The 16,384-nt window shown below is 75.2% G+C and carries 14 protein-coding genes; 3 read left to right on the top strand and 11 right to left on the bottom strand.

Going from position 1 to position 16,384, the window contains the following annotated elements; genetic code table 11:
• Positions 1 to 138: 138 nt before the first annotated feature.
• The 3 genes from ACTEI_RS26895 to ACTEI_RS26885 all read left to right on the top strand — a co-directional run bounded on the left by ACTEI_RS26895 (position 139) and on the right by ACTEI_RS26885 (position 4,157).
• Positions 139 to 2,067 (top strand): serine/threonine-protein kinase, encoded by a 1,929-nt coding sequence (locus tag ACTEI_RS26895; protein ID WP_239082356.1) that lies wholly within the window; start codon positions 139 to 141, stop codon positions 2,065 to 2,067.
• A gap of 632 nt (positions 2,068 to 2,699) precedes the next feature.
• Positions 2,700 to 2,951 carry a hypothetical protein gene (locus tag ACTEI_RS26890; RefSeq protein WP_122980208.1) on the top strand — a complete coding sequence of 84 codons (252 nt, stop codon included), beginning with the start codon at positions 2,700 to 2,702 and terminating at the stop codon, positions 2,949 to 2,951.
• 303 nt (positions 2,952 to 3,254) lie between these two features.
• Positions 3,255 to 4,157: a sigma-70 family RNA polymerase sigma factor gene (locus tag ACTEI_RS26885; RefSeq protein WP_122982428.1), complete on the top strand. Its 903-nt coding sequence runs from the start codon at positions 3,255 to 3,257 to the stop codon at positions 4,155 to 4,157.
• Between the two features lie 69 nt (positions 4,158 to 4,226).
• On the opposite strand, the gene ACTEI_RS26880 is transcribed toward ACTEI_RS26885, so the two are convergent.
• The 11 genes from ACTEI_RS26880 to ACTEI_RS26830 all read right to left on the bottom strand — a co-directional run bounded on the left by ACTEI_RS26880 (position 4,227) and on the right by ACTEI_RS26830 (position 16,202).
• Positions 4,227 to 4,964: an urease accessory protein UreD gene (locus ACTEI_RS26880; RefSeq protein ID WP_122980207.1), complete on the bottom strand. Its 738-nt coding sequence runs from the start codon at positions 4,962 to 4,964 to the stop codon at positions 4,227 to 4,229.
• Between the two features lie 174 nt (positions 4,965 to 5,138).
• Positions 5,139 to 5,852 carry an urease accessory protein UreG gene (gene ureG / locus ACTEI_RS26875; RefSeq protein ID WP_122980206.1) on the bottom strand — a complete coding sequence of 238 codons (714 nt, stop codon included), beginning with the start codon at positions 5,850 to 5,852 and terminating at the stop codon, positions 5,139 to 5,141.
• Complete coding sequence (locus ACTEI_RS26870) at positions 5,842 to 6,486, bottom strand: urease accessory protein UreF (RefSeq protein WP_122980205.1); 645 nt, start codon at positions 6,484 to 6,486, stop codon at positions 5,842 to 5,844. The genes ureG and ACTEI_RS26870 overlap by 11 nt, the downstream gene beginning before the upstream one ends.
• Complete coding sequence (locus ACTEI_RS26865) at positions 6,486 to 8,204, bottom strand: urease subunit alpha (protein ID WP_122980204.1); 1,719 nt, start codon at positions 8,202 to 8,204, stop codon at positions 6,486 to 6,488. The genes ACTEI_RS26870 and ACTEI_RS26865 overlap by 1 nt, the downstream gene beginning before the upstream one ends.
• The gene (locus tag ACTEI_RS26860; RefSeq protein ID WP_122980203.1) at positions 8,201 to 8,614 is read right to left on the bottom strand and encodes an urease subunit beta; all 414 of its coding nucleotides are present in this window, start codon (positions 8,612 to 8,614) and stop codon (positions 8,201 to 8,203) included. The genes ACTEI_RS26865 and ACTEI_RS26860 overlap by 4 nt, the downstream gene beginning before the upstream one ends.
• On the bottom strand, positions 8,611 to 8,913 hold the full coding sequence (locus ACTEI_RS26855) for an urease subunit gamma (protein ID WP_122980202.1): 303 nt from the start codon (positions 8,911 to 8,913) through the stop codon (positions 8,611 to 8,613). Before ACTEI_RS26855 ends, ACTEI_RS26860 begins: the two co-directional genes overlap by 4 nt.
• A gap of 252 nt (positions 8,914 to 9,165) precedes the next feature.
• Positions 9,166 to 11,313: an acyltransferase family protein gene (locus ACTEI_RS26850; RefSeq protein ID WP_122980201.1), complete on the bottom strand. Its 2,148-nt coding sequence runs from the start codon at positions 11,311 to 11,313 to the stop codon at positions 9,166 to 9,168.
• Positions 11,314 to 11,642: 329 nt separating this feature from the next.
• Positions 11,643 to 13,277 carry a serine/threonine-protein kinase gene (locus tag ACTEI_RS26845; protein WP_122980200.1) on the bottom strand — a complete coding sequence of 545 codons (1,635 nt, stop codon included), beginning with the start codon at positions 13,275 to 13,277 and terminating at the stop codon, positions 11,643 to 11,645.
• A gap of 41 nt (positions 13,278 to 13,318) precedes the next feature.
• A complete protein-coding gene (locus ACTEI_RS26840; protein ID WP_122980199.1) occupies positions 13,319 to 13,699 on the bottom strand; it encodes a RidA family protein in 381 nt (126 codons plus the stop codon).
• On the bottom strand, positions 13,699 to 14,913 hold the full coding sequence (locus ACTEI_RS26835) for an amidohydrolase/deacetylase family metallohydrolase (protein ID WP_122980198.1): 1,215 nt from the start codon (positions 14,911 to 14,913) through the stop codon (positions 13,699 to 13,701). Before ACTEI_RS26835 ends, ACTEI_RS26840 begins: the two co-directional genes overlap by 1 nt.
• Positions 14,910 to 16,202: a helix-turn-helix domain-containing protein gene (locus tag ACTEI_RS26830; protein WP_122980197.1), complete on the bottom strand. Its 1,293-nt coding sequence runs from the start codon at positions 16,200 to 16,202 to the stop codon at positions 14,910 to 14,912. Before ACTEI_RS26830 ends, ACTEI_RS26835 begins: the two co-directional genes overlap by 4 nt.
• Positions 16,203 to 16,384: the final 182 nt, after the last annotated feature.

Raw genomic sequence — 16,384 nt, 5'->3', positions numbered from 1 at the left:
CTGACGGCCGATAGGGACTAACATCCTCGCCGTCGATGGGGAATGCTCGGGGGTCCGACGGTGGGTGCCCGACGCGCCCGGCGCCGGACGGCATGGCGGTGCGGTCCGGTGTTTCTCGAAGCGCGCATGTGGGGGCACATGAGCACGACGGACCTGCCCGGTTCGGGTCTGCTCGCCGGCCGGTACCGGCTGGTCGAGCGCCTCGGCGCCGGCGGGATGTCAGTGGTGTGGCGAGGGTTCGACGAAGTGCTGGGGCGCCAGGTCGCGGTGAAGGTGCTGCCCCCGTCCACCAGCGCGGATCCCTCGTTCCGGCGGCGCCTGCGGGCCGAGGCCCAGGCCGCGGCCCGGCTGAGCCACCCGCACATCACCAACGTGTACGACTACGGCGAGGCCAGCACCGTCGACGGTGAGGCGGTGCCCTACGTCGTGATGGAGCTGGTCGACGGCGAGTCGCTGGCCGCCGTGCTGGCCCGGGTCCGCACCCTGCCGTGGCACACCGCGGTGCGGATCAGCGCCGATGTGGCCGCCGCGCTGGCCGCCGCACACGCGCGCGGCATCGTGCACCGCGATGTCACCCCGGCCAACGTCATGCTCACCGCGTCCGGCGCCAAGGTGGTCGACTTCGGCATCTCCGCCCTGATCGGGGAGAACGACACCGACCCGGACGGCAGCCTGCTGGGCACCCCGGCCTACCTCGCTCCGGAGCGGCTGGACGGCGGCCAGGTCAGCCCGGCCACCGACGTCTACGCGGTCGGCCTGCTGATCTACCGGATGCTGATCGGTCAGCTCCCGTGGGATGTGGGCACCACCACGGCGCTGCTGCGCGCGCACCAGTACACCGAGCCCGAGCCGCTGCCGCCGGTCGACGGGCTGCCGCCCGAGGTGGACCTGCTGATCGGCCGGTGCCTGGAGAAACGCCCGGCGGACCGGCCGCTCACCGCCGAGCTGGCGCACGTGCTGGCCGGGGTGGCGGCGCTGGCCCCGGCGGCCGAGCTCAGCGGCCTGCGAGCGGGCTGGGAGGACGGCGGGGAGAACACCACGATCCTCCCGTCCGGCTACCCGTACGTCGGCCTGGGCCCGGCCGGGGACGCCGCGGAGCCGGCTCCGGCCCGGCGCGCCGCGCCGCCGCTGCGCCCGGGCGCCGGTGGTCTGCCGGACCCGCCGGTCGTGCCGGCCGGTGACCCGGCGCCGGCGCGCGGCCCGCAGCAGCTGCGGTCCCGCCGGGTCCTGGTGATGGCCGGCACGGTCGCGGTGCTCAGCCTGCTGACGTACGGGTGGAGCATGGCCGCCGGCCCGGAGGGCGCCGACGAGCGGGCCAACGCGGTCACGCCCGGCCCGAGCCTGCTCCCGGCGGCCGGCAACTGCATCGTCAGCTACGCCGTCTGGTCGCAGACCGGCAAGCGGTTCAAGGCCCAGGTCACCCTGGCCAACCGGGGCGACCAGGCGGTCGGGAAGTGGGACCTGTGGTTCCTGATGCCCGGCGACCAGGTGCTCTCCGGCAAGGGCAGGCTCGACCTGACGCAGGACCGGCGGGCGGTCACGGTCCGCTCGGCCGGCCCGTTGAAGCCGCAGGAGAACACCACGCTGGAGATCGCCGGGCGCTACGCCAGGAGCAACGCCGCCCCGATGGTCTTCCAGCTCAACGGGAAGAACTGCGACACGTTCGTGTCCAACGAGCCGGGAGCGCCGTCGCGGCCGGTGGAGCGGCTGTCCGACGGCACCGTGCGGTTCGGCGAGCCGGCCTCGCGCAGCACCCCGAAGCCCGGGATCTCGGTCGATCCGGGCGGGATCGTGCACATCACGCCGACCCGGTCCAGCGGCACGCCGTCCAGCACCCGCACCAGCAGGCCGACCGGCGCCGCCACCAGCTCGGCCCCGCCGCCCGGTGGCGGCGACGGCGAGCCGGTCCCGGGCACGTCCTCGTTCGCCGTGGAGCCCTCGGTGCCCGCCTCGGAGGGGCCGGGCGGGGTCGAGCCCTCGATCTCGGTCCCGACCGGGCTGCCGGGCGGCGGCGCGCCGGACGACGACTGCGACAGCGAGGCGGACTGCCCGGCGAGCACCGGCTGAACCCCGGGCGGTCCGGCGGCTGCGGCGGCCCGGCGGCCACCGGCTGAACCCCGGGCGGTCCGGCGGCTGCGGCGGCCCGGCGGCCACCGGCTGAACCCCGGCGCACCGGTGGCTGCGGCAGCGCGCCCGGCGACCACCGGCTGACTCCGGGCGTACCGGTGGCTGCGGCAGCGCGGGGGAGCGCCCGGAGCCGCCGGGGCGGTCCGTGCCGACCGGCGGCCGCGGTCGCGGACATGCGCGGCGTTTCCCGATCCGCGGCGGAGAACTAAAGGCCGGACCCCTGTGATTGCGCCGGGCCCGGGGTGGGTAAGAGGCCATGCGGCCGGTAGTTCGCAGACTGGCTAGGACGTCCGTCGGGGCGGAAAAACCCGAGGCCGAAGCGGTGTCCACCGAGTTACGGTGAACCGAGAAAGACCGACGCTCTGCCTCGATCCGCCCGGGTTCGTCACGGTGTTTCGCACCGATTACCGACTGCCCGGTTCGGGGTACTTTCGCACGGCGTGGCTGCCATCCGGCAGGCCGCTCGCGGGGATGATGGGCGAGGACCGTACGGCTGGACGGCGGCCACGCCTGCGCCGACGCAGGTGTCAGCCGGACAATCAAGCAGGTCGTCGCAACGGGGAGTTCCACTAATGATCAGCACTGTGAAAGAACTGGCCGCCGAGGCGCTGTTCGTCTCGTGCCTGCAGCCGTCCGAGGACCCCAGCCGCGCCGCGGTGGAGGAAGCCATCACCAGCATGATCCTCCGGCACGGCAGCGACGGGTGCGCCGCCGGCGTGGCCACCGAGTTCGGTGACCACCCCGACTCCGCGGTCCGCCGGATGCGCTGGGTGCAGGCGGCGCTCGCGGAGTGCCTGACGCTACGGACACCGGTGATGCACTGAGGTTCCGTACCGTCCCTCCGGCGCATCCGCCCCGGTTCCGATTCGATAGGACGATCCGCGTGGTCGTCTGCCGTCCCGGCAGACGACCGGCGGATCGTCGCTTTTCCGCCTTTCTCGCCGGGTCCGGCGCGGTTCGTGCGCCGTGCGGAAGGCTGGTCCGAGTTGGTCCCATGCCGCCTGAGGTTTTTCGTGAAAAAGCTCCATAAAAGCAACCGAAATCCGGCCCCATTGCACCTGACGGCGGTCAGTCTTTTCCTCATCAGCCGGTATCACCAGCCGGTTCGTACGAGCGAGGAGGACTACGTGACCGCCACGACCGAGCTCCCCGCCGCCATCGGCATCACCCATGACGCGCCCTCCGCGCGCGACATCGAGGACCTGATCCGCGAACACATGCCGATGGTTGGCCATCTGGTCCGGGAACTGCTCAACCGGGTACCCGGCCACGTCCACGCAGATGACCTCTCGTCAGCCGGCTTTGCGGCGTTGCTCGGAGCGGCTCGTTCCTTCGACGTGACCCGTGGCATCCCGTTCCACCGCTTCGCCGCCGTGCGGATCCGCGGCGCGCTGCTGGACGAACTCCGTGGCCAGGACTGGGCCAGCCGATCGGTGCGGGCACGAGCACGGCGCGCGGCCAGCGCCCGCCAGGAACTCACCGCCGCCCTCGGGCGGACCCCCAGTGACGCCGAGGTCGCCGAGATGCTCGGGATCGGGCTCTCCGAGCTGGCCAGCGTCGAGGACGACGTACAGAAGGCCTCGTTGCTGAGCCTGCAGGGCTTCCCCACCGGGGCGGCCGAGGAGATGGTGCCGGAGCTGTCCGAGGGGCCGGAGGATCTGCTGCTCAAGCGGGAGCGGCTGGGCTACCTGCACCAGGCCATCCAGGCGCTGCCCGAGCGGCTGCGCCAGGTCGTCGAGGAGTCGTTCCTGCAGGAACAGCCGCTCAGCGAGGTGGCGGCCCGGCTCGGGGTGACCGAGTCCCGGATCTCCCAGCTGCGCACCGAGGCGCTGCGCCTGCTCCGGGAGGGCTTGAACAGCTCGCTCGCGCCGGAGCTGCTGACCGTCGCGGCGGGTGGCCCGCGCACCCGCAAGGGCTGCCTGCAACGGCGCCGCAGCGAGTACTTCGCGAAGGTTCAGCAGCAGGGCAATCTGCACACCCGGCTGGCACTGACCGACAGCCACGGCGTCCCGATCGCGGTCGCCGCCTGAAGCCGTTACCGCGGGGGTGGGAGAAGCGGAGGGCGGCCGGTCGGCCGCCCTCCGCCGCTTCACCCGAGCTCACCGGCGGCGGCAGAGCGGATCCAGCGCCGCCTGCACCGTACGGATGTCCGGCCCGACCGCCGTGGCCAGCACCCCCGGCCCGGCCAGCGGCATCACCGCGGCGTCCGGACCGGCCGGGGGCGTCGCGCCGAAGCCGGCCAGATCCGGTCCGGCCGCCACCAGCGTGCCCACCGCGCGTCCGCCGCCGAGCACCGCGGGACCGGCCCAGCCCGCCGCCCGCGGGCCCACCGCCAACTCGTGCCGGTACAGGGCGCGCCCGGCGTACGAGATCAGGGTGTCCGCGACGAAGTCGCCGGCGACCTCGCCGTGCCGGCCGCAGACCAGGTCGTCGCGCCACAGCAGCGACCCGCCGGCCGCCACCGCGACCCGGGTCACCGCGACGTGATCGCATCCGGCGGCGGCGATCAGCGGCTGCGGCAGCCACCGCAGCGTCCCGCCCGCCGCGACGGTCGCCTCGACCGTCAGCCGCGAGGCGGGAGCCGGTCGTCCGGGCAGCGCCAGCTGCGCCGCCACGCTGAACAGCGACAGCCGAGCGCCCGGACCCACCTCGATGCGCAACGACAGCTCGTCGCCGCGCAGCGGCCCGGCCGCCCCGCCGACCAGGTGCACCGCCACCCGGTCGCCGGCCGGTGGCCCGGTGCGCCGCAACAGCAGCGGCGCCTGCCCGCGCAGCACCGCCAGCCGCGTCCCGCCGGCCCCGTCCGCTTCCGCGACCACGCGCGCTTGCGCTCGCACCGTTGCGCCCCCGTCCCCGCCCGCCGCTGCCCGTGCCGCCTGCTCTCGTCCGGCAGCGCTTCCGGGTCCGCCGCCGCACGCCCGCCCCTGCCGGTGCCGCCTGCCTCGTCCGGCAGCGCTTGCGGGGCCGCCGCCGGCCCCTGCCCGTGCCGCCCGCCGCCGCGCCGGGGAGGGTCAGCCGGTGGCGCGGGCCGCGACCAGACCGCGGATCCACTCGGCGACCGGGGTCGCGGCCCGGTCCCGCGCCAGCGACAGGAACACCGTCGGCAGCCCGTGCCGGCGGGCCCGGGCGTCCCGGTCCATCACCGACAGGTCCGCGCCGACCAACGGCGCCAGGTCGGTCTTGTTGATCACGAGCAGGTCGGCCGTGGTCACCCCGGGGCCGCCCTTGCGCGGCACCTTGTCCCCGCCGGACACGTCCACCACGAAGATCTGCCGGTCGATCAGGCCCTTGCTGAAGGTCGCGGTCAGGTTGTCCCCGCCGCTCTCCACCAGCACCAGATCCAGCGGGCCGAGCGAGGACTCCAGGTCCTCGACGGCGTCCAGGTTCGCGGAGATGTCGTCGCGGATCGCGGTGTGCGGGCAGCAGCCGGTCTCCACCGCCCGGATCCGCTCCGCCGGGAGCACCCCGTTGCGCAGCAGGAAGTCCGCGTCCTCGGTGGTGTAGATGTCATTGGTCACCACGGCCAGCCGCAGCTGCTCGCCCAGCGCCCGGCACAGCGCCGCGACCAGCGCGGTCTTGCCGGAGCCGACCGGTCCGCCGATGCCGATGCGCAGCGCCCGCGGCCGGCCGCCGGTCGAGGGCAGCGGCGGGTGCGGGTCGATGCCCGGATCCGGATGGGTGTGCCCGGCCCCGGCGGGGCCGGGTGTGTGCGGTTCAGGATGCAAAGAGACGCACCTCCCAGGTGGCGTGGTGCTCGGCGCCGATGTCGAGCAGGGGAGCTCCCGCGGCCGGCAGGTCGTCGACCGGGTCGCCGGACCGGGCCGCCGCGGCCTGCGCGATCCGGTCGCAAACCGGCGCCAGTCGCGCCAGCAGGGCGTGCACCGCGTACGGATCGAGTCCGAGGAGCCGGACCGCCGCGCCGGCCGGCCCGGTGACCGTGCCGTGCGCCGCCGCCACCGCGGCCGCGCCCGGGGTCAGCCCGGCCCCGGCCGCCAGCGCGCCCAGCGCGACCGGCTGGTGGGGCTCCCGGCCGATCGCGGGGATCGGCCACATCGCCCGTCCGGCCCGCAGCAGCGCGCGCCCCTGCGCCCGGGACGCCCGGCGCAGCGCCGGGGACGGCGTCCGCGCGTCGAGCCCGGCGTCCAGCGCCGAGCACCGGGTGACGTCCCGGCAGGCCGCGGCGGTGAACGCGGCCGACACCAGCCCGCTGGTGGCCAGCTTGCCGCGCAGGAAGGCGTCCAGGTCCGCCACGCTGCGCACCCGGCCGGCGGCCACCTGTGCCTCCAGCCCCGCCGAGTGCGCGTGCGCGCCGGCGGGCAGCCGCCCGTCGGCGAGCAGCAGGAGCGTCGCCAGGCTCATCAGAAGAGGAAGTACCGCTGGGCCATGGGCAGCTCGGTCACCGGTTCGGGTTCGACGACCGCGCCGTCGATCCGCACCTCGAAGGTGTCCGCCCGGACCTCGATGCGAGGCATGGCGTCGTTGAGCGGCATGTCCGCCTTGCCGACCGACCGGGTGTCACCGACCGGGACCAGCGCCCGCCGGACCCCGATCCGGTCGCTGAGCAGCGCGTCGATGGCGGCCGGGGCGACGAAGGCGAGCGAGGTGTGCGCCGGGACGATCCCCTGGGCGCCGAACATCGGGCGCGGCAGCATCGGCTGCGGGGTCGGGATCGACGCGTTCGCGTCGCCCATCTGGGCGTACGCGATCATCCCGCCCTTGAGCACCAGCGCCGGCCGTACCCCGAAGAACGCCGGATCCCACAGCACCAGATCGGCGAGCTTGCCCGCCTCGACCGAGCCGACCTGCCCGGCCACCCCGTGCGCGACGGCGGGGCAGATCGTGTACTTGGCGACGTACCTTCTGGCCCGGTTGTTGTCGGCCGCCCCGTCGCCGGGCAGCGCGCCGCGGCGGGACTTCATCACGTGCGCGGTCTGCCAGGTACGCATGATCACCTCGCCGGCCCGCCCCATCGCCTGCGAGTCCGACCCGATCATGGAGATCGCGCCGAGGTCGTGCAGCACGTCCTCGGCCGCCATCGTGGACGGCCGGATCCGGCTCTCGGCGAAGGCCAGGTCCTCCGGCACCGCCGAGTTCAGGTGGTGGCACACCATCAGCATGTCGAGGTGCTCGGCGAGCGTGTTGCGGGTGTACGGCCGGGTCGGGTTCGTCGACGACGGCAGCACGTTGGGGTGCGACGCGACGGTGATGATGTCCGGCGCGTGCCCGCCCCCGGCGCCCTCGGTGTGGTACGCGTGGATCGAGCGGCCGCCGATCGCCCGGACCGTCTCCTCGACGAAGCCGGCCTCGTTCAGCGTGTCGGTGTGGATCGCGGCCTGCACCCCGGACGCCTCGCACACCCGCAGGCAGGCGTCGATCGCGGCCGGCGTGGTGCCCCAGTCCTCGTGCAGTTTGAAGCCGCCCGCGCCGCCGCGCAGCTGCTCCCACATCGCCTCCTCGGACATCGTGTTGCCCTTGCCGAGCAGCAGCACGTTGACCGGGAAGGGGTCGATGGCCTCCAGCATCCGGGCGAGGTGCCACGCGCCCGGGGTGATCGTGGTGGCCCGGGTGCCCTCGGCCGGACCGGTGCCACCGCCGATGATCGTGGTGACGCCGGAGGCGATCGCGGTGTCCAGGACGGTCGGACTGATCAGGTGCACGTGGCTGTCGATCGCCCCGGCGGTCAGGATTCTGCCGTTGCCCGCGATGATCTCGGTGCTCGCGCCGATCACCAGGTCCGGGTGCACCCCGTCCATGGTGTCCGGGTTGCCGGCCTTGCCGATCGCGGCGATCCGGCCGTCGCGGATGCCGACGTCGGCCTTGACGACACCCCAGTGGTCGAGCACCACCACGCCGGTGATCACGGTGTCCGGCACGCCGGCGGCGCGGCTGGCCCGGGACTGGCCCATCGATTCGCGGATCACCTTGCCGCCGCCGAAGACCACCTCGTCACCGGGCTGGGGCCCGGCGCTGCGGTCCTCCTCGATCTCGATCAGCAGGTCGGTGTCGGCCAGCCGGATCCGGTCGCCGGCGGTGGGTCCGTAGAGAGCCGCGTACCGGCTGCGCTCCAGATGGGTCACCGGGGGCTCCCGAAGCTGTCGCCGCCCGCCTCGCCGGTGTCCTCGTCCAGGGAGCCGGCGGGCTCGATATCGGTCGGATCGGGCTCGGCCGGGGGCGGCGGGACGTCCAGTGTCCCGCCGGCGAGCCCGCGCAGCCCCGGCACCACGCGGTCGCCGGCCAGCGGCACCAGCACGATGTCGCGGGGCATTCCCGGCTCGAAGCGGACCGAGGTGCCGGCCGGGATGGCCAGCCGGTGGCCCCAGGCGGCGGCCCGGTCGAACTCCAGGGCCGGGTTCGACTCGGCGAAGTGGAAGTGCGAGCCGACCTGGACCGGCCGGTCGCCGGTGTTGCGCACGGTCAGCGTCAGCGTGGCCCGGCCGGGGTTGAGGGTGATCCGGCCGTCGCCGAAGACGATCTCGCCCGGGATCATGAGATCGGCCCGTGCACGGTGACCAGCTTGGTGCCGTCCGGGAAGGTGGCTTCCACCTGCACCTCGGCCAGCATCTCCGGGACGCCGGGCAGCACGTCGCCGCGGGTCAGCACGCGCCGGCCGGCGTCCATCAGGTCCTCGACCGTACGCCCGTCGCGTGCCCCCTCCAGCAGGAAGGCCGTGATGATCGCGGTCGCTTCCGGATGGTTGAGCCGGAGGCCGCGGTCGCGCCGTTTCTGGGCGACGTCGGCCGCCACGTGGATGAGCAGCCGTTCCTGCTCATGTCGGCTGAGGAACAAAGCACCTCCCTGGTCGGGCCCGGAAATGGTTACATTGGGATGTTTCGGACGTGTAACCCGCGTTGATCAAAGCACGTCCACCCCGCTCATCCGGGACTTCCGGGCGGATGCGCGACGGATCGGCCGCCCGCGCCGGCCGGCCCGCCGGACGTGCTGCCGCCCGCCGCCCGCCGGTCGCGCCGCACTCGTGCGGCCGGTGTCGCCCGGTCAGCGGCGCGTCCGGGCCGAGGCATAGGCCACAGCCTATGCGCTTCACCGGCCGATCGGCAGCCTCGCCGCCAGCACCGGGGCCAGCATGGCCGCGTACCCGGTGGTGAGGTGGCTGTTGTCCCGCCACGTCAGCAGGTTGCCGACCACCGCCGGGCAGACCGCGGCGCAGAACCACGGCCGGGAGGCGATCACGGTGACGCCCAGCGCCCGGGCGGTGCGCGAGACCAGCGCCTGCCGGGCCGGGAACGGCATCGCCCGGGCCGCCGGGCGGGCGCACCGCGACGCGTGCTGCGAGTTCGCCGCCAGGCACTCGGGCGCGTCCCGGCCCGGCCACGGGGTGTCCTCGATCAGCACGAGCCGGGTGCCCCGGTTGCGGATCGCCCGGAACGTCTCCGCCCAGCCCCGCGCCCACAGCGCGTCGGCCTGCGCCGGGCTGCCCCGGTCGATCCGGTTGCCCCGCCCGTCGAGCAGGCCGCCGTTGTCGTTGCCGTTCGACGACAGCACCACCATCGCCGGCCGGGCCCGGCCGATCTCGGCGAGGACGCGCTCGCGCCACCGGACGCACTCGTCGTACGGGCGCTTGAAGATGTTCGAGTAGTTGCGGATCCGGGCCGCCTGGCAGGCGCTCTTGGTGCGGACCAGCAGCCGCCAGCCACGCTCGCGGGCGATCGCGTCCAGCGCCGGGTACCAGTGCGCGGCGTGCGAGTCGCCGAGCAGATAGACCGACCGGGCGCCGGCCGGGTCGCCGAAGACGCACGGGCCGGGATGGACGGTCTCCCGGTACTGCAGGTGGCAGCCGCTGCGGTAGTAGGCCGGCAGGTCCCGGCGCGCCTCGGGCACCGGCGGGACGACGTTGGCCGGGAGCCGGCCCAGGCTCGCCGAGGCCACGATGATCCGCCGCAGCTCGGCCTCCGGGTCGGCGGCGACCGCGACGGCCCGCGCGGTGTCCACCGCCGGGCCGCCCCTGGCCAGCCTCGGCGGGTGCTGGCCGAGGGCGTGCGCGACACCGGCGGCGGCCAGGCAGAGCGCGAGGCCGACGGCGATCCCGCGGGCTGCCGACCGCCGCACCCACGGCTGGTTGCGCGCCGGGTTCTCCACCAGGTGGTACGACCCGATCGCGAGCGCCAGCGCCACCGCGGCCAGGCTCAGGTTCAGGCCCGGCCCCGGCTGCCGGTCCAGCGCGTGCGGGGCGATCATCAGGACCGGCCAGTGCCAGAGGTACCAGCTGTAGGAGTACCTGCCGATCCACCGCAGCGGCCGCAGCCCGAGGACCGTCGCCGCGCCACCGCGCGGGGTGGCGCACCCGCCGGCGATGATCGCCGCCGCGCCGAGCACCGGCAGCGCCGCCGCGATCCCGGGGAACGGGGTGCGCTCGTCGTAGAGCAGCGCGCCGGCCCCCACCGCTGCCAGGCCGGCCCAGGTCAGTACGGCGGCGACCGGGTGGGCGAGCCTGGCCAGCCGGGCCGCGCCGACCGCGACCAGGGCGCCGACGCCCAGTTCCCAGGCGCGGGTGTGCGCGCCGAAGTACGCGTACGGAGCCGACGACCCGGTCACCCGCAGGCTCGCCGCGAGGCTGACCGCCACGGTCACGCCGAGGGTGATCAGGAGCGGCTTGGCGGTGCTCCGGAAGATCCGCGCCACGCCGAGCAGCAGCAGCGGCCAGGCCAGGTAGAACTGCTCCTCCACGGCCAGCGACCAGAAGTGCCGCAGCGGGGACGGCTCGGCGCCGGCGTTGAGGTACTGCACGCCCTCGTGGGCCAGGCGCCAGTTGATTCCGTAGAACGTCGCGTACAGCGCGTCCAGGCAGATCGCCCCGAACCTGGTGGCCGGCAGCCACAGCCGGCTGGCCAGCAGGGTGACCAGCAGGACGAGCGTGGCGGCGGGCAGCAGGCGGGCGGCCCGGCGGGCGTAGAAGCGGGCCAGCGAGATCGTGCCGCCGCGTGTTAGCTCGCCGAGCAGCAGCGTGGTGATCAGGAAGCCGGAGATCACGAAGAAGACGTCCACCCCGACGTAGCCGCCGGTCAGCCCGGCCAGCCCGGCGTGCGAGAGCACCACCAGGGTGACCGCGACGGCTCGCATGCCCTCGATGTCGGCACGGAACCGCAGGCGCGGGTGGGCCGGGGCCGGGGGGACGCCGACCGGGTTCACCGGCCGGGATGCTGGGGTTTCGAGGTCGTGGGCGACCGACATGTCCTGCCTGCTGGGGATGTGGGGACCGGGGGCCGAGCGGTGGCACCCAGCAAGGCGCAGCGCCGGCGCCGGATCCGCCGGGAAAGCTGCTTTTGTGGGTTCCTGGTGTGGTTAACCCCTGCTTGGGCAGTTGATGACGTCCCGATCCGTGGTGAATCCTGTGCGGCCTCTGCCCGCGAATCGGCGAGCACGACGTTCGCGCAGGTCAGGCCGGCCAGACGGGGGTGGAGGCCGGGCGGTGTGCCGAACGCGACAGGCGTCCGGCCCGTCACCCGCGGGCGTGGCCGCCGTTACCCGGCAGCACGCCGCGATCCCGGGGCGCGAGGCGGTCAGCCCGCGCCCCCGCCGGGACCGCTGTTCCCGCCCTCGTCGCCGCCGCCCGGCCCGCTGTCGTCGTTCTCGTCCCCGCCGTCGCCCTCGTTCCCGCCGTCGTTCTCGTTCCCGCCGTCCTCGCCGCCGGTGGTCGGCGTCGGGGCCGCCGTCGTCGGCGCAGGCGCGGTGGTGGTGGCCGCGGTCCCGGCCGGCGCCGTCGTGGTGGGCCGGGTCGTGCCGCTCGTGCCGGTCGCGCCGGTCGTCGCGGCGCCGGGCGCGGTGGCGGCCGGGCCGCGCGTCCGCTCGGCCGGCCCACCGCCCTGCTCGCGCCGCCGGGAGGTGGCCGGTTCCGGGCTGGCCGAGACGGCCGGGGACGGGGTGCCGGCGCCCGGCGGCGTACCCTGCGGCCCGCCGTCGAACAGGTGGAACGGGTCGGCGAGAGCGATCGCCGCACTCAACCCGAGCAGGAGCAGGACGGCCGCCGCCGCGGCCAGGGCGCGCCGGCGGCCCCGCTCCGGCGCGCCGGCCGACCCGGGCGGCGCGCCGGCCGGCCGGTCGTCGGCGCGGTCCGCGCCGACGACCGTCGCGATGGCCGTGCCGAGCGCCGCCGCCGTCGCGCCGGCCATGGTGTGGCCGTCGCGCGCCGGACCGGGATCGGGATACCGCGGGCCACCGACCAGGGCGCGACCGGCGAACGCCGCCGCGGCGCCGGCCGGCACCGGCCGGGTCGCCGCTTGCGGGTCGGCCGCGCCGGCCGCCCGGTCCGGCGCGCCGGCGCCGGCCGTGACCGCCGGGTCGGCCAGGACGCCGGTCGCCGCCAGGGTGTCGCCGGCCGCGGTGCCGGCCGCCGCCTCCGCCGCCGCGGCCAGCGCCGCGGCGGACGGGTAGCGTTCGGCCGGATCCTTGGCGAGCGCGATGCCGATCAGGTCCCGGACCGGACGCGGCACCTCCCGGGGCAGCGACGGCGGCTCGTCGGTGACGTGCTGCAGTGCGATCACCAGCGGGTTGTCGCCCAGGAACGGCGGCCGCCCGGCCAGGCAGTGGTAGGCCACGGCGCCCAGCGCGTAGATGTCCGCGGCCGGTCCGGTGGCCCGCTTGGACACCTGCTCGGGCGCGATGTACAGGGCGGTGCCGACCACCTCGCGGGCGCCGGTCAGGGTCACCGAGTTCGCCGACCGGGCCACCCCGAAGTCGACCAGCACCACGGTGCCGTCGGGCTCGATGATCAGATTGCCGGGCTTGACGTCGCGGTGCACGATCCCGGCCTCGTGCGCGGCGTGCAGGGCGTGTGCGGCCTGTGCCACGATCGACATCGTCTCGGCCACCGAGAGGTGGCCGCGGTCGGCGAGCAGCCGGTTCAGCGGCTGCCCGCCGACCCGGGCCATGACCAGGTAGGCGTCGTCGTCGCCGGTGTCGCCGAAGTCGTACACGGCCACGACACCCGGGTGCCGCAGCGCGGCCATCGCCTGGGCCTCGTGCCGGAACCGGGTCCGGAAGCCGGGGTCGGTCCCGTGGCCGCCCAGCAGCGTCTTCACCGCGACCGGGCGGCTGAGCACGGTGTCGGTGGCGGCCCAGACCTCACCCATGCCACCCGCCGCGATCCGGTCGTCGAGCCGGTACCGTCCACCGAGCAACTCTCCGGGGTTAGGCATGGAGGTTCCTCTACCCAGGAGAGTCACCGGCTATCCCGGGGTCACTCTCCGATGTAGAGAACCGCGTCGATCTCGATGTCGAAGCCGACCAGCGGCACCGGCAGGGTGGTCCGCACCGGCCGGTGCTCGCCCCGGATGTACTGCTGGTAGATCTCGTTCATCTCCTCGAAGTCCCCGAAGTCGCGCAGGTACACCCCGACCCGTACGGCGTCGTCCAGGCTGGCCCCGGCCGCCTCGGCGACGGCCGCCAGGTTGGCGAACGCGGCGTGCGCCTGCTCGGCGAAGCTGCCGGTCACCCGGGTGCCGTCGGGCCGGGCCGGGATGGCGCCCGCCAGGTAGACGGTGTCGCCGGCCACGACCGCGTGCGAGTATGGGCCACCGGCCGGCGCCGCCTTGTCGGTCATCACAGCGCGCTTGGGCATCAGGAACTCCTCGGTTGGTGTCGCGGGAACTGTTCGGCCAGCCCGTCCACCCCGACCAGCGGGGTGGACAGCAGGTCTCGGAGATGGCGGGCCCGCTCGTCCAGGGCGGTGCGCTGCGCGTCGGTGAGCGGGACCCACGGGGCCGGTGGGGCGGGCAGTCGCGGCGGCAGGGGCCGGCCGGCCACGTACGTCGCCCGATTCACCAGGCGCAGGGGGGAGACCCGCACCTGGCGGTGGGCGTCGACCACGGGCAGGGGCTGCTCGCGTACCTCGAAGACGGCGATGTCGGCCGGGCCGCCGACGGTGAGCGACCCGCCCGGCAGGCCCAGCGCGCGGGCCGGGTTCGCGGTCGCCGCGGCGAGCGCCTCGCTCAGCGCGACGCCGGCGGCGAGCAGCTTGGCGATCGTGGTGGGCAGGTCGAAGACCGGCCCGTGCACCGACCGGGCGTGCAGATCGGTGGAGACCGTGAAGGGTCGCAGCCCCGCCGCCAGCTGAGCCTCCAGCACGTCGAAGGCGAAGCCGCCGGACCCGTGCCCGATATCCAGCAGCACGCCCCGTCCGGCCGCGGCCCGCACCGCCGGGCCCAGCGGCGCGGCGATGCCGCTGGCGCAGTGCGTCACGATGTCGCCGGGGCGCAGCAGATCGAGCACCTCGTCGAGGGCCGGCGGCGCGGCGCCGATGTGGACCATGACCGGCACCCCGCACGCCTGTGCCACGGCCAGGCCGCGGCGCAGCGGCTCGACGCCGTTGGCGCCGACCGTCTCACGGTCGATGCGCACCTTGACCCCGTGGAACAGGTCGCGGTTGGCCTGGATGGCGTCGATCGCCAGCGGCACGTCGCAGTTGGCCAGGTCCCGGCTCTCCCCGGTACGCCCGGCCAGTCCCACCGCGGAGATGTTCAGCAGCGCGTGCACCCGCACCGCCGCGCTCTGCGCCACCCGGCGCAGCCCGGCCACCGTGTAGGCCCCCGCCGACCCGGCGTCCACCCAGGTGGTGACGCCGCAGTACCAGGCGACCGGGTCCGGGTCGATGCCCCAGTAGCCCGGCCCGACATGGGTGTGCAGGTCGATCAGGCCGGGGGTGACCAGGCAGCCGGAGACGTCGACGACCCGGGTGGCGTCCCGCGGCAGGCCCGGGCCGGTCGCGGCGATCCGGCCGTCGCGCACCGCCACGTCGTACGGCTCGCCCCCGGCCAGCAGCAGGTCCCAGGTCACCGGCCGGCCTCCAGCGCCCGCGTGATCGCGAGCCGGTAGAGCCGGGACGGGCGGCCCTTGCGGTGCTCCTGCGCGCTGCCGGTCTCGGCGACCAGGCCCGCGCCGGTCAGTTTGCGGATCAGCCGCCGACCGCTGGGATCGGTGATGCCCAGCGTGCGCGCCAGTTCGCCGGGGGAGAGCGGGCGGCCGTCCAGCCCGCGCTCGACGGCGGCGAGCCGGGAGAGCGTGGCGGCGCTGAGCCCGGCCCGGCCGGCCAGCTCCTCCAGTCCGCCGTGCTCGCGGTAGGTGTAGGTGAGCGGTACGGCGGAGACGCCCATCGGCCCGATCGTCATCCCGTCGCCGGTGAACAGGTAGGCGCCCGGCTCGGCGTCCTGCTCGGCGCGGGCCGCGGCACGCTCGGCCAGGGTGACGCTGAGCCGCGCCGACCCGCCGATGCCGAAACCGGCGACCACGCGTACCCCGAGCGTGTCGCGGGCCTCGGCGAGTACCGGCAGCCCCACCCACTGGCGGGTGACCGCCTCGAACAGTGACGCGGGCGCGAGGACCAGCACCCCGCGGGCTCCGCGGCGGTCGATCCAGGCGTCGGCGAACTCGGGCGTGTCGCCCAGCAGGTGCTGCAGCCCGGCGCGCGCCCGGTCCGGGCCGGTGTGCGGCGGCCCGGCGACCAGGAACAGCCCGGCCGCGAAGCGCTGAGCGTCGGCCCGCTTGTTGCGGATCCGCAGGGCAAGTTCGTGCAGGTCGGCGCGGATGGTGCCGGGGGTGGCCAGGGCGTGCAGCACGGCGGTCCGGCCGTCCAGCGCGGCGGCGACACCCATCCGGCCGCTGATCACGTACGGCGCGCCGGTGCGCTCCAGGTGCTCGCGGTGGAACGCGACCACGTCGGCGACCGGCTGGTCCGGCTCGAACGGCAGGGACGCGATCGCGGTGCGGTCCAGATCCAGCGCGGCGGCGACCTCGTCGACCGTCTCGCTCGCGAAGGTGTCGATGCTGACCGGGGTGGCCGGCCAGCCGTTGCCGCGGGCGCGCGCCCAGGCCAGCGCGAGGTCCAGGGCGGCCGAGCGGGTGACGCGGACCGGCAGGCCGTCCGGGATCAGGTCGCGGGAGCGGGCGTACGGCACCAGGCCGAGCAGCAGCCCGTCCGGCCGGTGCTCGCGCAGCAGGGACGCGACCCGGTCGCGGATCTCGTGCTCGTGCTCGTAGACCGCCCAGGCGAACGTGACGCCGGTCAGCGTGCGCGCCGCGTCGGCGAAGCGCGCGCGGTGGGCGGCGTGCACCACCAGCCCGATCATCTCTGCCCCCGCCGTCGTTCCCAAAATGGTTCGTTATTCGCCGTCGTAGCGTGCGGGAACGTCCGGCCGAGGTCAAGTCGCCGTCCGGTTTCTCGCCTCGGACCGGGGGCTGACGGTTGACGGGGGGCTGATCGGGCCGCAGGCTAGGGGAGCACCAAAACGAACTATTAACGAACCTGATT

This window comes from Actinoplanes teichomyceticus ATCC 31121 (genome assembly GCF_003711105.1).
Lineage (GTDB): Bacteria > Actinomycetota > Actinomycetes > Mycobacteriales > Micromonosporaceae > Actinoplanes > Actinoplanes teichomyceticus.
This window is presented reverse-complemented; position numbering and strand designations above follow the sequence as displayed.

Excerpts from the sequence above, each read along its gene's own strand:
- ACTEI_RS26895 (WP_239082356.1), top strand. The coding sequence starts at position 139 with ATGAGCACGACGGACCTGCCCGGTTCGGGTCTGCTCGCCGGCCGGTAC.
- ACTEI_RS26890 (WP_122980208.1), top strand. The coding sequence starts at position 2,700 with ATGATCAGCACTGTGAAAGAACTGGCCGCCGAGGCGCTGTTCGTCTCG.
- ACTEI_RS26870 (WP_122980205.1), bottom strand. The coding sequence starts at position 6,486 with ATGAGCCTGGCGACGCTCCTGCTGCTCGCCGACGGGCGGCTGCCCGCC.
- ACTEI_RS26860 (WP_122980203.1), bottom strand. The coding sequence starts at position 8,614 with ATGATCCCGGGCGAGATCGTCTTCGGCGACGGCCGGATCACCCTCAAC.
- ACTEI_RS26850 (WP_122980201.1), bottom strand. The coding sequence starts at position 11,313 with ATGTCGGTCGCCCACGACCTCGAAACCCCAGCATCCCGGCCGGTGAAC.
- ACTEI_RS26845 (WP_122980200.1), bottom strand. The coding sequence starts at position 13,277 with ATGCCTAACCCCGGAGAGTTGCTCGGTGGACGGTACCGGCTCGACGAC.
- ACTEI_RS26840 (WP_122980199.1), bottom strand. The coding sequence starts at position 13,699 with ATGCCCAAGCGCGCTGTGATGACCGACAAGGCGGCGCCGGCCGGTGGC.
- ACTEI_RS26830 (WP_122980197.1), bottom strand. The coding sequence starts at position 16,202 with ATGATCGGGCTGGTGGTGCACGCCGCCCACCGCGCGCGCTTCGCCGAC.